Below are 13,606 nucleotides of genomic sequence, written 5' to 3'. Positions count from 1 at the left end.
GGGCGCCTCGGCGCAAAACGGGATCAGCCGCGCGAGCGCTGCCGATAGAGACGCTCGGCGTAGGCGAGATCGTCACGCCACAGGCGGGTGGCCGCATACCGCATGAACGGGGTGATCAGCGGCGCGCCGCGGAGGGCATGGGCGAAGCCGGGGCGGTCGGAGTGGGCGATCACCGCCTCGATGACCGCGGTGCGGGGCGCGCCGTCGGTGCCCGGTCCGAGCGGGGTGGCATGCGTCTCGACCACGCTTCCCGCCCCTTCTCCGTCGACGATGCGCATCACGATGGTGCGTGGCTCCGGTGCGGTGAACTCCGCGATCACCGGAACACCGAGTCGCCCGACCCGGAAGGTGACCGCGACGAGGAAGCGGTCGCCATCCTCGGGAAGGTCGTCGTCGGCGGTCGGCGCCGAAAGCACCTCGAGGCGGGTGAACGAATACGGGTGGAACCACGCGCCGTGCCACGGGTCGAGTCGGTTGGCGATCACGTCCGCTGGTTCGCACGTGCCGACGAGCCGGGTCACCGCCGAGAGCCGCGGCCCGTCCGGTCGCATCGGCAATATCGGTGTCTCGGTGGGCGTTTCGCCGCCGATCGCGTCCAGTCGCACCCACGTGAGCACACCGTCGTCGTGAGCGGGGAAGGGTCGCCAGCTCCAGGTGCGGCCGCCGTCGAAGCGCAGGCCGTGCCACGGGCAGATCAGCGTTCCGCAGTCCACCATCCCGGTCGACAGATCGGCTCCGAGATGGGGGCAGGCCGCCGGCCCGACCGCGAGCGCCCCGCCCTCGGCGCGCCAAGCGACCAGTTCGACGCCACCGACCGTGGCGCCGATCGGCCGTTTGCCTATGGTGTCGCTGGCCGCGATGGCATACCAGTTTCCGCTCGGCCTACCCTGCGAACGCCGCAGCGCGGAGTTGATCAGCGACGGTTGGGCGTCGTCGTACGTCGGCCGCTGACCGGACCAAGCGGTGCGCGGAAGCACTTGGAACGGGGTGGTTTTCGCCAGCCGCGCCTTGAGTTCGGCAAGCATGCTCATGCGAGCTGCCTTTCCGCCAGCCGTCGCAACGGTGCGAAGCGCCCCTGTGTGGGGACCGTCTGGATGTCGTGCCCGGTAAGGCCGAAACCCTTGAGCAGCAGGTTGGCCGCGGACCACCCCGTGGTTGCGGCGCGCTCCATCAACGCGACCGGCAGGTCGATGCGGATGCCGTCACCCGCCAGGGCCAGGCCAGGCTGCGGCGTCGCCACGGTCGGGCGGCGCGCGAAGTCGCCGGGCGCAAACCGAGGGCAGTCCTGACGGGTCAGCACCCGTTCGCCGACGACGTTCGCAGAGGCGGTCTCGGGATACAGTTCCCGCATCCGGATCGGCAACCGTTCCAACACGTCCTCGGTGCCGTCGGTCGCCGCGTACGAGTGCAACTCGACCACCGAGCCGCCGGTGCGGCGCGACCAGTCCGCCGCCTCCCGCTCATATCGCTCCAGCACGCTCACATTGTCCAGCGGCGGACGCCCGCCCGTCCCGAGAAATGCCGGACGGTCCGGCTTCACGGGCCGGTCGAGCCACAGCCGCTGTACGACGAACAGTGCGGCCGTACGCATCGCGGCGATGTCGGACCGCCACCGCTCGTCGCCAAGGGACGCCGAATCGCCGACGATCTTCTGCAAACCCGCGACATCGGTGGCCAGCACGACGCCGTCGGCGTCGATGCGGTCAGCGCCGTCCGTATGAACCGAGAAGCGATCGCCGCGGCGGATCTCGGTGACCGATACGCCGGTGTGCACCCGCACGTCCAGCGACCGCAGGTAGGCGCGCAGCGGATCCCACAGCGCGGTGTGGAAGTTCGCGTTGGCGACGTCGAACACCAGGCCCTCGCTGGACCCCAGGAAGTAGATGTGGAACATCGTCGCCAGCTCGGCGGCCGAGAGGTTGGTCGGCTCGGCGAAGAAGCTGCGTGAGAAGACCTCGAAGGCCAGATGGCGGGCGGGTTCGGGAAAGTTGATGTCGCGCAGGAACGTATCGGCGTCGATGTGGTCGAGCCGGTCATAGATCCCGGGCACCGAGACCGCGGCCAACGGCGCCGCGGCGCGCGCGTTCAGCCGCACCAGATCACGCAGCCGGAACGTGGGGCTGCGCAGCGCGAACGCCACCGCATTCCACGGCGGCGTCTGGGGCAGGCCGCGGAACGTGTCGCGTCGGCCGTACGCGTCGACAAGGGGATAGTCCGAGACCGGGGTGAGCATGCCCAGGGCGGGGTCGATGCGCCGCAACAGGTTCCGCAGGTTGTAATACTGCCGGAAGAACGCGTGAAAGCCGCGGTTCATGGCCACGGGGGTGCCGTCGTCGAGCGACTCGGTCCAACCGCCGACGCGACCGCCGAGATAGGTTTCGCGTTCGAGGATGTCGACGCTCACGCCGCGTTCGGCCAACCCGGTGGCCGCGGTCAGCCCTGCGATGCCGCCGCCGACGACGACCACGTGCGGTTTGTCCCGAACGCGGTTCGCATCGGGCTGAGGTGCGGAGTGCGTGATGCGGCGCGGATCGGTCATCGCGGCGCCTCGGCGAGGAAGGTGTGCACGATGTTGCGTTGCCAGCCCGGCATCGTCTCGCTGTGCACCGCGGTGAAACCGTTGCGGCGCAACCGGTCACGGAAATCAGCGGCGCCGTCGAAGCGGTTCACGCTGCGCCGCAGATACCGGTACAGCGATGCGTCTCCACTGCGCAGGCGACCGCTCGGAATGATGATCGCGGCACAGACGGCGTTCCACACGGCGGTCGCGATGCGCGAATCGCGCACCGAGTACTCGTGGACCGCCAGCGACGCTCCCGGCCGCAGCAATGAGAGGAACTCTCGCAGTTGCGCATCGGGATCCGGGAGGTTGCGGATGAGGTAGGCGGCGAAGATGCCGTCGAAGGGTCCGGTCACGCCGACATCGGCGAGGTTCTCGATCCGGCTGTGGACGAAACGCACCGACGACGGCCACTGTTTGGCCCTCGCCTCGGCCAGCATGCCGTCCGAACCGTCGACGCCGACGATCTCCGCATGAGGTGCCACCGCCAACAGGGCGGCGGTCGATGCGCCGGTTCCGCATCCCGCGTCGAGCAGGCGGAGCCCGCGACCCTCGTCGGGCAGCCGCATTCGCTGCGCGGAGATCCGAAGGTGCTCATGGTATCCGGGATTGGAGTTGACGAGCGTGTCGTAGGACGATGCACCGTCGTCGAACGCGGCCGGAACATCCGAGGGGTCATCGGCATCTCGACCCTCGCTGACCTTCACGAAGCATCCCTTCTCTGTGCGCGCAGCCGCTGCCGTTCCCACAGCAGAAGCACAGCGGTGACCATCGCCCAGCCGAAGAGGAAGTCTTCCACTGGAATGTCGAACGGGAACCGGATCCCGCTGGTGTGCTGATCGTCGTAGATGACGATCGGTGCGCTGAGCTTGGTGAGCCAACCGTCGACCGGTATCTGGAAACCGAGCACGATCACCATGGAGATCCAGTACGCGGCCTTGCGGAACAACCCGGTGCGAAGGACACCCAACTCGAGTGCGCAGACGGCGAGTACGGCCAGTACGGCGGGCATCGTGTATCCCAGTCCGTTCACTTGACGTTCTCCGCGTGGTCGCGCGTCCGCTGCAGCCGCGACAGGATCGCGGTGACGGCGTTGTAGGTCAGCAGCCCGCACAGCGGGATCACGATGAAGAACAGCAGTTCCTCGATGGGCATCACGCCCGGTACGTCGACGCCGGTCACGTACTTGGAGTTGTACGTCCAGATGTCGGCGAAGATCGCGATCACATCCCAGACGACGAACACGGCGGCGACGGGCAGCACCGCGGCCGCGACCCTGCGCCCCTGTCGGTACACGCCCTCGCCGAAGATCTCCAAAGGCGCCGTGATCAGAAGACAGGCGGCCAGTACCAACAGGTATTGCCACTTGTCCATCGTCACGCCTTGCGGTCCCGGTGTCGCGCCCGCCACGCCTTCAGGAGACCGGCGCACCCGACGCGGATGCGGCGTCCGGTGCCGACGGTCGCGCGCTGGCTGAAGACCGCGAAGTCGATTTCCTCGATGCGGTCCAGGATTTCGGAGTACAGGGTCAGCGCGACCGCGACGCAGGGGCGCGACCGCGGGCTGAGGTGGGCGATACCGCGCCGCGCGAAGTCGTACACGCGCCGGTTGATGGCGTGCTGCTCCACCAGGGCCCGGCGAACCTTCGCGTCGGTGCGGCGGTTCTCGTGGCACCACGTCAGCACGTCGCGGTCAACGCCGTACGCGGCGAGTTCGTCGGCGGGCAGGTACACCCGGCCCCGCTCGAGGTCCTCGTCGATGTCGCGCAGGAAGTTCGTGAGCTGGAACGCCTTTCCGAGCGCGGCCGCGTACGGGGCGGCCTCTTCGCGAGGACCGACGGTGCCGAGGACGGGCAGCAGTTGCAGGCCGATGACCTCGGCCGAGCCGTACATGTACCGATCCAGTGCGGCCCGGTCGGGATAGTCGGTGACGGTGAGATCCATGCGCATCGACCCGAGGAAGTCGTCGAACAGCTCCCACGGAATCCCGTACCGGCGGGCGCAGTGCACCACGGCGGCCAGCGCCGGATCGCCGTCGTCGCAGCTGCCCTGCGCGAGACGGTTGAACAGCTGGGTCGCCAGCAGCTGGAGCTGGTCGGCCCGTTCGCTCATGGGTATGACGGGGTCGAAGTCGTCGAGGATGTCGTCGGCGCGGCGGGCGAACCCGTACAGCGCGTGCACGGCGGGTCGCTGTTCGGGCGCGAGCAGCCGGGTGGCCAGGAAGAACGTGCGGCCGTGCTCGGCATTGATTGTGCGGCAACGGCGATAAGCCTCGCGCAGTGCCGGGTCGCGTACGCCCGCGGCGTCGAGTTCGGAACCGATCATGCTTGCACCACCTGGCTATGGGCCCGCCCGACGGGAAGGCCGGTGATTCGGTCAGCCGCCAACCGCCCGGAAATCATCGCGGTCGGCACGCCGACCCCAGGGACGGTCGACGACCCCGCCAGTACCACGTTGGCGACACCGCGCACCGTGTTGGCGGGACGGAAGGGGCCGGTCTGACCGAACGTGTGTGCCAGCGCGAACGGGGTGCCCGCGGCCATCCCCTGACGCGCCCAGTCGGCGGGATCGACGACATGCAGCACCTCTGCGTCGACCCCCACCTGCGGGAGCCGGGTGCCCACCACATCCATCATCTGACGCACGTAGTCGCCGCGGAGCGACGCCCAATCAACCTGCCCCACATCGAGGTTGGGGGCGGGCGCAAGGACGTACAACAGGTCTCGGCCATCGGGGGCCAGCGACGGATCGCCTGCGGTGGGGCGGGTCACGAGCAGCGACGGATCGGACATCACACGTCCGTCGTCGATGATGTCGGTGAACGTCTTCTCCCACTCGTGGCCGAAGACGATGGTGTGGTGGTCGCCGTCCTGACCGACCGCGCGGCACCCGACGTGGGCGACCACGGCCGACGGCGCCGGCCGCAACCGCAGCGGGCGGCGGGGCGTGCGCCCGAGCAACCGGTAGGTGTCGGGCAGTTCGGTGGTCAGCACGACCGCGTCGGCGGCGATCCGGTCGCCGTCCTCGGTGCGAACCGCGACCACCCGGTCGCCCGTCCGCTCGAGAGCCGAAACCGCAGAGCCGTAATGGAACTCGACACCGGCGTCGGCCCCGGCCGCGGCGAGGGCGTCAGGGAGGGCGCGCACACCGCCGCGGGGGAAGTACACCCCGGAGATGGTGTCCATGTAGGCGATCACGGCATACACCGCCAGCGCCCGGTGCGGCGGCACCCCGGCGTACAACGCCTGGAAGGTGAACACCCGCTGCAGTCGTTCATCGCTGATGAACTTGCGAACCATGCGATCCCAGCGACGGAATCCGCCGATCGCGGTCAGTCGGGCCAGTTGTGGGGTCAGCAGCGACAAGGGCGAGTCGAAATTTGCCGCGATGAAACCGTCGAACTCGACCCGGTACAACTTGGTGAGCCAATCACGAAGCCGCACATATCCTTCCGCCTGTTTACGGCCGGCGAAGCGCTCGATCTCGGCGGCCATCGCGTCGGCGTCGCTGCGCACGTGCAGCGAGCTGCCGTCGGCGAACGACGCGCGGTAGGCGGGATCGACGGTGAGCAGGTCGAGTCGGTCGGCCGTGTTCTCTCCGACGGCGGCGAACGCGTCGTCGATGATGTCAGGCATCGTCAGCACGGTCGGCCCGGTGTCGAGGCGGTAACCGTCGACGTCGACGCGTCCGACACGTCCGCCCGGATGCTGCCCGCGTTCGAGCACCGTCACCCTGCGACCGCGCCCAGCGAGTTGCAGTGCCGCCGACAGTCCCGCCAGTCCGGCGCCGACGACCACGACGTGGTCGGTGCGGCCCGCGACGGTACGCATCACGCGGCTCGCTCGGTGCAGGCGGCGGCCATGTCGGCGAGCGCCGTGCGGACCATCGGATCCAGCTGACCAGTGTCGAGCAGCTCGAGCGCGTGCGTGAGCCGCGAATCGATGAGTTGCTCAATCCATTCCAGGGCGCCGGTCGCGACGATCAGCTTGCGCCACTGCCGGATGTCGGCGTCATCCAGACCAGAGGTGCTCATCAGCTCGGTGAGGTCACGGCGCAGGGACGCGTCGGCGAGCCGGTAGGCGGCCACCACGACGCTGGTTGCCTTGTGTTCCAGAAGGTCGCTGCCCGCCGGCTTACCGGTGATCTCGGGAGAGCCGAAGATTCCGAGGACGTCGTCGCGCAATTGGAAGGCCTCGCCGACGGCTTCGCCGTATTCGCCGAGCAGCATCAGAACGCCCTGCGAGCATCCGGCCATGGCGGCGCCGATCTCGAGCGGTCTGCGCACGGTGTAGTTGCCGGACTTGCGCCGCAGCACGTCGAGAACCCGTTCCCACTCTGGGAATTCAGCGGCGTCGTTGACCAGGTCGGCGAACTGGCCGACGGCCAGCTCAATGCGCATCGCGTCATACCGGTGCCATCCGCGCACCAACGCGTCCTCGTCGATCCCACTCTCGCGCAGCATCTGCTGTGCCCACACCAGGCACAGGTCGCCGAGGAGCACGGCGGCGGCCTCGCCGAAGCGTTGCGATGACCCCGACATCGCTCGGTCGCGGTGCCACTGCGCGAACCGGATGTGGGCCGACGGCCGTCCACGCCGCAACGTGGAGTCGTCCATCACGTCGTCCTGCAACAGGGCGAACGCATGCAGCAACTCGAAGCTCGCCGCGGCCCGCAACGCGCCCGCGTCGTCGTCGGCGTTGCACAACCAGCCGAGGTAGACGAACGTCGAGCGCACACACTTGCCGCCTTCGACGAAATCCCGCAGGACGTCGGCGGCGACGTCGACTCCCGCTGCCCGAAGATCGTCGGCGCAACGCCTTTCGACGAATTCGCCCAGCGATCGCAGCACTTCTCGCCGGATGGCGTCGCGCCATACCGGGAAGGCCGTGATCATCAGCCCTCGGGGCGGAGCGGTGAGGTGTGACATCGACAGGAGGGGGGTCCGCGTGTTTCCGTTGATACCGCTCAAGCAGCGTCCCCTTCACTCGATGCGATGCAAGTACCCGAATCGGCCGAACTCAATCGGGGTACCCCTTCTGTCCACCCCTACGCATCGAACTTGCATCGATTTCCGACGGAGTTCGCGTCGAGATCAGGGCGATAGCGGGGGCATCTTCTTGATGCCGAACTCGCGGCGCAGCACCGTGCGTGCGGCGAAGTAGCCGGACATCCCGTGCACCCCGCCGCCCGGAGGTGTGGCCGACGAGCACAGATAAGCGCCCGGGATCGGGGTGCTCCACGGGTTGAGCCGAGGCGTCGGACCCGCCAGCGCATGGATCAAGGTGTTGCCGCCGACACCGATGTCGCCGCCGACGAGGTTGGCGTTGTGCTCGGACAGCCGTGCGGCGGGGACGGACCGGACGGCGACGACCGTGTCGCGGAAGCCGGGCGCGAAGCGTTCGAAGATCTCGGCGACCCGTTCGGTCTGGTCGACCGTCGACCCGCTCGGCACGTGCGCGTAGGTCCACAGCGGGCGTCGGCCGTTGGCGTCGATGCGGCCCGGATCCTCCAGGTACGGCAACGCGGCGAGCACCATCGGCCACTCGGGGTGCCGGCCGGCGGCGGCCTCCCTTTCGGCGTGCGCCATCTGCTCCCGGGTGCCCCCCATGTGCAGCGTGGGCGCTCGGCGCAGGCGTTCATCGGTGAACGGCACGTCCTCCGAGAGCACGAAGTCGACCTTGGCTACGCCGGGGCCGAACCGGTATCGCTGAAGGGCTTTCGCATAGCGCTGGGGCAGCTTGTCGCCGTAGATGTCGGCCAGCGCGGTGGGTGCGGTGTCGTAGAGCGTCACACCGCCGGGCGGTTCGGTGACCTCTTGGCCGGGGATGACCACGCCGCCGTGGGCCCGCAGATCCTCGATCAGGGCATCGACGATGGCTTGGCTGCCACCGACCGGGATGGGCCAGCCGACGGTGTGCGCGAGCGTGGCCAGCATGAGGCCGCCACCCGCCGACACCAACGACGGCATGCGCGAGATCACGTGTGCCGCAACGCCGCTGAACAGTGCGCGCGCGTCCTCGCCGGACAGTGCGCTCCAGGCGGGTGTGCCTTGTTCGAGCAGCCGGCTCGCCACCTGCACGGCCACGATCGGGTTGGTCGGGATCGAGCGCTTGTCGCCCAGCAGCAAGTCGAGGACCGCGTCGTCGCGGTCGACCATGGGGCCGAACAGCCGACGCCACGAAGGCCCGTGCTCGAGCTCGGCGACGGTGCGGTCGAGGTCGTGATATCCGACAGCGGAGCGCGCACCCGGCAGCGGATTGGCGTAGGAGACGTCGGGCACCCGCAGGGTCACGCCGCGGGCGGGCAGGTCGAATTCGGCCAGGAACGGCGATGCCAGCGCAAGCGGGTGCACGGCGGAGCAGATGTCGTGGGAGACGCCGGGGAACTCGGGGTCGGCGAGAGTGCGCGCGCCGCCTCCGAGGGTCGGTTGCGCCTCGAGCACCTGGACCGACAACCCGGCCCTTGCGCAGATGACGGCCGCCGCCAAACCGTTGGGTCCGCTGCCGACGACGGTGACATCCACACCGGAGGTTCCCGCGCCCGGCGCCGCTGCGTTTCTCCCGCCCACCACCCGAACATTCAAGCCCATTAGGCTGACCGCGTGAGTCTGCCCGTTGTATTGATCGCCGACAAATTGGCCGAATCGACGGTTGCCGCCCTCGGTGACCAGGTCGAAGTCCGCTGGGTCGACGGCCCGGACCGGCCGAAGCTGCTGGCCGCGGTGTCCGAGGCCGACGCCCTGCTGGTGCGGTCCGCGACGACCGTCGACGCCGAGGTGCTCGCGGCCGCGCCGAAACTCAAGATCGTCGCCCGCGCCGGGGTGGGCCTCGACAACGTCGACGTCGACGCCGCCACCGCCCGCGGTGTGCTGGTGGTCAACGCTCCGACCTCGAACATCCACAGCGCCGCCGAGCACGCCCTGGCCCTGCTGCTGGCCGCGGCGCGCGAGATTCCGGCCGCCGATGCCTCGCTGCGCGCACACACCTGGAAGCGCTCGTCGTTCTCGGGCACCGAGATCTACGGCAAGACCGTGGGGGTGGTGGGCCTGGGCCGCATCGGGCAGTTGGTGGCCCAGCGGCTGGCGGCCTTTGGCGCCCACATCGTGGCCTACGACCCCTATGTATCGGCCGCGCGTGCCGCGCAGCTCGGGATCGAGTTGCTGAGCCTCGACGACCTCTTGGCGCAGGCGGACTTCATCTCCGTGCACCTGCCGAAGACACCGGAGACCGCGGGGCTGATCGGCAAGGAGGCGCTGGCGAAGACGAAGCCCGGCGTGATCATCGTCAACGCCGCGCGCGGCGGCCTCATCGACGAGGAGGCGCTGGCCGATGCGGTGCGCTCGGGGCATGTGCGGGGTGCGGGCCTCGACGTGTTCGCCAAGGAGCCGACGACCGAGAGCCCGCTGTTCGACCTGCCGCAGGTGGTGGTGACCCCGCACCTGGGGGCGTCGACCGCCGAGGCCCAGGACAGGGCGGGAACCGACGTCGCGGTCAGCGTCAAGTTGGCCCTGGCGGGCGAGTTCGTGCCCGACGCGGTCAACGTCGGCGGGGGAGTCGTCGGCGAAGAGGTCGCGCCCTGGCTGAATCTGGTTCGCAAGCTCGGCCTACTGGTCGGAGTGTTGTGTGATGAGCTGCCAGTCTCGCTGGCGGTTCAGGTAAAGGGTGAGCTCGCCGCCGAAGACGTTGAGGTACTGCGTCTTTCGGCGCTGCGGGGACTGTTCTCGGCCGTGATCGAGGATCCCGTGACGTTCGTCAACGCGCCTGCCCTGGCCGCCGAACGAGGGGTAGAGGCCGAGATCAGCACCGCCAGCGAGAGTCCCAGCCACCGCAGCGTGGTGGACGTGCGCGCGGTATACGCCGACGGGACGACCGCCAATGTCGCGGGCACGCTGACGGAACCGCAGTTGGTGGAGAAGATCGTCCAGATCAACGGGCGCAACTTCGATCTGCGGGCCGAGGGTGTGTACCTGATCGTCAGTTACGTCGACCGCCCGGGCACGCTGGGCAAGATCGGCACCATCCTCGGATCGGCGAACATCAACATCCACGCGGCCCAGTTGAGCGAGGACGCCGAAGGACCGGGCGCCACGATCCTGCTGCGCATCGACCGTGACGTCCCCGACGATGTGCGGTCCACGATCGCCGAGGAGGTCGGCGCGAAGCTGCTGAAAGTGGTTGATCTGTCGTGAGTTCCGGCATGAAACTGGCGATCATCGCCGGCGACGGCATCGGCCCGGAGGTCGTCGGCGAGGCCGTCAAGGTTCTCGACGCGGTGCTCCCCGGTGTGGACAAGACGCCGTACGACCTCGGCGCGCGCCGCTACCACGCCACCGGCGAGGTGCTGCCCGATTCGGTGCTCGGCGAACTGCGCGGACACGACGCGATCCTGCTCGGGGCGATCGGCGATCCGTCGGTGCCCAGCGGTGTGCTCGAACGTGGTCTGCTGCTGCGCATCCGATTCGAACTCGACCACCACATCAACCTGCGGCCCGGCCGTTTGTACCCCGGCGTGAGCAGTCCGCTTGCGGGCAATCCGGAGATCGACTTCGTCGTCGTGCGCGAAGGGACCGAGGGTCCCTACACCGGCACCGGCGGCGCGATCCGCGTCGGCACACCGCACGAGATCGCCACCGAGGTCAGCGTCAACACCGCCTTCGGCGTGCGGCGCGTGGTGGCCGACGCGTTCGTGCGCGCACAGCAGCGCCGCAAGCATCTGACGCTGGTGCACAAGAACAACGTGCTGACGTACGCCGGCGCGTTGTGGTGGCGCACGGTTCAGGAGGTTGCCGCAGACTTCGGAGACGTCGAGGTCGCCTACCAACACGTCGACGCCGCGACCATTCACCTCGTCACGGACCCGGGCCGTTTCGATGTGATCGTCACCGACAACCTGTTCGGCGACATCGTCACCGATCTAGCCGCGGCGGTGTGTGGCGGTATCGGCCTGGCCGCGAGCGGCAACATCGACGCCACGCGGACCAACCCGTCGATGTTCGAGCCCGTCCACGGCAGCGCCCCCGACATCGCGGGCCAAAACATCGCGGACCCGACAGCCGCGATCATGTCGGTCGCGCTGCTGTTGGCGCACGTGGGGGAGTACGACGCGGCGGCCCGCGTCGACAAGGCAGTCGAACAGCATCTGGCCACGCGCGGCGACGAGAAGCTCTCGACGACACAGGTCGGCGACCGGATCGCGTCGTACCTGTAGATCGCAATCGCGTAGACGAAAAGGCATGGCGACACTTCGACGCCAGTGCTGGCTATTCGCGATCGGCTCCGCGTTCTTCGCAATCGCGACCGCGCCGGGAGCGTCGGCGCTCGCCGGCGCGGGTCTTACTAACCTGCTGTGCTTCATCGGATCGTGGTTTTTCACGACCGCCGGCTGGATGCAGTTGGTGTTGGCCAAGCCGATGTTGGGCGTCGGATGGCTTTCTGCGGCCACGCAGTCCGCGGGCACCGTCCTGTTCAACATCAGTACCGGAGCCGCATTGTGGGCGCATGCGGTGGAGCCGGAGCGGCGCCTGGTGTGGGCGCCGGACGCGATCGGCTCGACGGCGTTTCTGATCAGCGGCGTGCTCGGCGTCGTCGCGGTGACCGTCGCCGTCGGCGTTGTCGAACTGAAGTCGCGTGACTGGCAGGCGGAGTGGGTCAACCTCGTGGGCTGCCTGGCGTTCGGCGTGTCGGCAGCGGGCGCCTACGTGAGCGGAAGCGGAGTGCCCGAGGACGCGAAGCTCGCCAACGTCGGGACGTTCGTCGGTGCGCTGTGCTTCCTGTGCGCCGCACTCCTGGTTCTGCCGCGACAGCCGTCCTAGCGCTCTCCGCGACGGAAATCACGGTCCGGGTGCAGTATTTGCCGTGGCCTCGGTGTCCTGCGGAACGATCCTTATCGCCACGATCGGCAGCAACGCGCTCACCGCGAACGCCGCCGGGTATCCCGCCACCCCAATCAACCCGCCGAACAACGGGGCGGCCGCCGCCGACGCGAGATGCTGGCTGGTGTTCTGTGTGCCCAAAGCCCGACCGCTCCAGAACGGGCCTGCGATCTCGGCGATGGCGGTGAACGCCAAACCATTGTCTGACACCGTGATCACCGACGCGATCACCATCGCGGCCACGGCGACAGGAGACTCCAGAAAGTCCAACAGCGCCAGCGCGCCCATGCTGAACGCCGCGGCGGCGGCGATCGTGCGGATCGGGCGCAGCCGCTGCCCGAGCCGATCGGACCAGTGCCCGGCCGCGATCCGTCCGCCCGCGCCGAGCAATTGGGCCACCATGACGATGACGCCCGCCGAGCCGGCTGACCAACCACGTTCGGTCATCAACCAAACCAGCGTGAACGTCCATACGACGGCCTGCGGCACGACGAGCAGCACCGAAACAGCGTGGATCCGCCACAACACCGAGGAACCTCGGTAGGGATTCGCGAGGTGTTCGACCGGCGCCTCCGATCGTGGCGGCCGTGGCGGGTCAATCACCGCCACCAAGCACACCAGCGCCGACACCGCGCACACCACAGCGGGAAAGAGCAGCGCCCCCGACACGCCATGGCTCTGCGCAAGTCGCGGAATCACCAGCGCTCCCAACCCGACTCCGAGGGGTGTGGCCGTCTGCCGGATCCCCATGGCCAGGCCGCGTTGTTCGACCGGAAACCAGCCGACCACCAACCGGCCGCTGGCCGAGTTGCTGCTTGCGGCCGCCATGCCGCCGAGCAGAAGGAAGGCCCCCACGGCGACCAGCGATTCCGAGAGCGCGGCGGCGAACGCGGCCGCGGAAATCAACACCGAACCGACCGTCAAGACGATGCGCTCGCCTACGCGGTCGACGATATAGCCCCACGCGATCAGCGTGATGACCAGCCCGAGGCTCGGCATGCCCGAAAGCAGGCCCGCCGCAGCGAGGTCGAGCCCGCGTTCGGTGTGCAGCGTCGGAATGAGAAACGCCGCACCGTTGATGAAGACGTTGGCGCTCGTCGTCGCCGCCAGCGCAACGGCCAACATCGACCACCGCCGGGCGGTGGTGAGCGACTCGACGGGCATCCGTCCATGGTG

At 68.7% G+C, this 13,606-nt stretch carries 13 protein-coding genes; 3 read left to right on the top strand and 10 right to left on the bottom strand.

The window, feature by feature from the left end; translation table 11 throughout:
* Positions 1 to 23 precede the first annotated feature (23 nt).
* From A5650_RS16795 to A5650_RS16755, 9 genes are all read right to left on the bottom strand, one after another.
* Entirely contained in the window at positions 24 to 1,031 is a 1,008-nt protein-coding gene (locus tag A5650_RS16795; RefSeq protein WP_067293768.1) for a Rieske (2Fe-2S) protein, read from the bottom strand.
* Positions 1,028 to 2,539: an FAD-dependent oxidoreductase gene (locus A5650_RS16790; protein ID WP_067293765.1), complete on the bottom strand. Its 1,512-nt coding sequence runs from the start codon at positions 2,537 to 2,539 to the stop codon at positions 1,028 to 1,030. The genes A5650_RS16795 and A5650_RS16790 overlap by 4 nt, the downstream gene beginning before the upstream one ends.
* Entirely contained in the window at positions 2,536 to 3,267 is a 732-nt protein-coding gene (locus A5650_RS16785; RefSeq protein WP_067293763.1) for a class I SAM-dependent methyltransferase, read from the bottom strand. Before A5650_RS16785 ends, A5650_RS16790 begins: the two co-directional genes overlap by 4 nt.
* Positions 3,264 to 3,593, bottom strand: a complete 330-nt coding sequence (locus A5650_RS16780; RefSeq protein WP_067293760.1) for a lycopene cyclase domain-containing protein — start codon at positions 3,591 to 3,593, stop codon at positions 3,264 to 3,266. The genes A5650_RS16785 and A5650_RS16780 overlap by 4 nt, the downstream gene beginning before the upstream one ends.
* Positions 3,590 to 3,934: a lycopene cyclase domain-containing protein gene (locus A5650_RS16775; protein ID WP_067293757.1), complete on the bottom strand. Its 345-nt coding sequence runs from the start codon at positions 3,932 to 3,934 to the stop codon at positions 3,590 to 3,592. Before A5650_RS16775 ends, A5650_RS16780 begins: the two co-directional genes overlap by 4 nt.
* A gap of 2 nt (positions 3,935 to 3,936) precedes the next feature.
* A complete protein-coding gene (locus A5650_RS16770) occupies positions 3,937 to 4,884 on the bottom strand; it encodes a phytoene/squalene synthase family protein (RefSeq protein WP_067293754.1) in 948 nt (315 codons plus the stop codon).
* Positions 4,881 to 6,389: a phytoene desaturase family protein gene (gene crtI, locus A5650_RS16765; RefSeq protein WP_067293751.1), complete on the bottom strand. Its 1,509-nt coding sequence runs from the start codon at positions 6,387 to 6,389 to the stop codon at positions 4,881 to 4,883. Before crtI ends, A5650_RS16770 begins: the two co-directional genes overlap by 4 nt.
* On the bottom strand, positions 6,389 to 7,486 hold the full coding sequence (locus A5650_RS16760) for a polyprenyl synthetase family protein (RefSeq protein WP_156744166.1): 1,098 nt from the start codon (positions 7,484 to 7,486) through the stop codon (positions 6,389 to 6,391). The genes crtI and A5650_RS16760 overlap by 1 nt, the downstream gene beginning before the upstream one ends.
* A 165-nt stretch (positions 7,487 to 7,651) precedes the next feature.
* A complete protein-coding gene (locus A5650_RS16755; RefSeq protein WP_197501901.1) occupies positions 7,652 to 9,082 on the bottom strand; it encodes a phytoene desaturase family protein in 1,431 nt (476 codons plus the stop codon).
* 78 nt (positions 9,083 to 9,160) lie between these two features.
* On the opposite strand from A5650_RS16755, the gene serA reads away from it, so the two are divergent.
* The 3 genes from serA to A5650_RS16740 are packed head-to-tail and all read left to right on the top strand — an operon-like array spanning position 9,161 to position 12,370.
* Entirely contained in the window at positions 9,161 to 10,747 is a 1,587-nt protein-coding gene (gene serA / locus A5650_RS16750; protein WP_067293743.1) for a phosphoglycerate dehydrogenase, read from the top strand.
* Positions 10,748 to 10,755: 8 nt separating this feature from the next.
* Positions 10,756 to 11,766, top strand: coding sequence for a 3-isopropylmalate dehydrogenase (locus tag A5650_RS16745; RefSeq protein ID WP_067293740.1), 1,011 nt, complete (start codon positions 10,756 to 10,758; stop codon positions 11,764 to 11,766).
* 25 nt (positions 11,767 to 11,791) lie between these two features.
* Positions 11,792 to 12,370: a hypothetical protein gene (locus A5650_RS16740; RefSeq protein WP_067293737.1), complete on the top strand. Its 579-nt coding sequence runs from the start codon at positions 11,792 to 11,794 to the stop codon at positions 12,368 to 12,370.
* Positions 12,371 to 12,388: 18 nt separating this feature from the next.
* On the opposite strand, the gene A5650_RS16735 is transcribed toward A5650_RS16740, so the two are convergent.
* Complete coding sequence (locus tag A5650_RS16735; protein WP_067293735.1) at positions 12,389 to 13,594, bottom strand: MFS transporter; 1,206 nt, start codon at positions 13,592 to 13,594, stop codon at positions 12,389 to 12,391.
* Positions 13,595 to 13,606: the final 12 nt, after the last annotated feature.

The sequence above is a fragment of the Mycobacterium sp. 1164985.4 genome (genome assembly GCF_001668575.1).
Lineage (GTDB): Bacteria > Actinomycetota > Actinomycetes > Mycobacteriales > Mycobacteriaceae > Mycobacterium.
Note: the sequence above shows the minus strand (reverse complement) of the source record. Positions and strands in the feature narration are given on the sequence as shown.

Excerpts from the sequence above, each read along its gene's own strand:
- A5650_RS16795 (WP_067293768.1), bottom strand. The coding sequence starts at position 1,031 with ATGAGCATGCTTGCCGAACTCAAGGCGCGGCTGGCGAAAACCACCCCG.
- A5650_RS16790 (WP_067293765.1), bottom strand. The coding sequence starts at position 2,539 with ATGACCGATCCGCGCCGCATCACGCACTCCGCACCTCAGCCCGATGCG.
- A5650_RS16775 (WP_067293757.1), bottom strand. The coding sequence starts at position 3,934 with ATGGACAAGTGGCAATACCTGTTGGTACTGGCCGCCTGTCTTCTGATC.
- A5650_RS16770 (WP_067293754.1), bottom strand. The coding sequence starts at position 4,884 with ATGATCGGTTCCGAACTCGACGCCGCGGGCGTACGCGACCCGGCACTG.
- crtI (WP_067293751.1), bottom strand. The coding sequence starts at position 6,389 with ATGCGTACCGTCGCGGGCCGCACCGACCACGTCGTGGTCGTCGGCGCC.
- A5650_RS16760 (WP_156744166.1), bottom strand. The coding sequence starts at position 7,486 with ATGTCACACCTCACCGCTCCGCCCCGAGGGCTGATGATCACGGCCTTC.
- A5650_RS16745 (WP_067293740.1), top strand. The coding sequence starts at position 10,756 with ATGAAACTGGCGATCATCGCCGGCGACGGCATCGGCCCGGAGGTCGTC.
- A5650_RS16740 (WP_067293737.1), top strand. The coding sequence starts at position 11,792 with ATGGCGACACTTCGACGCCAGTGCTGGCTATTCGCGATCGGCTCCGCG.
- A5650_RS16735 (WP_067293735.1), bottom strand. The coding sequence starts at position 13,594 with ATGCCCGTCGAGTCGCTCACCACCGCCCGGCGGTGGTCGATGTTGGCC.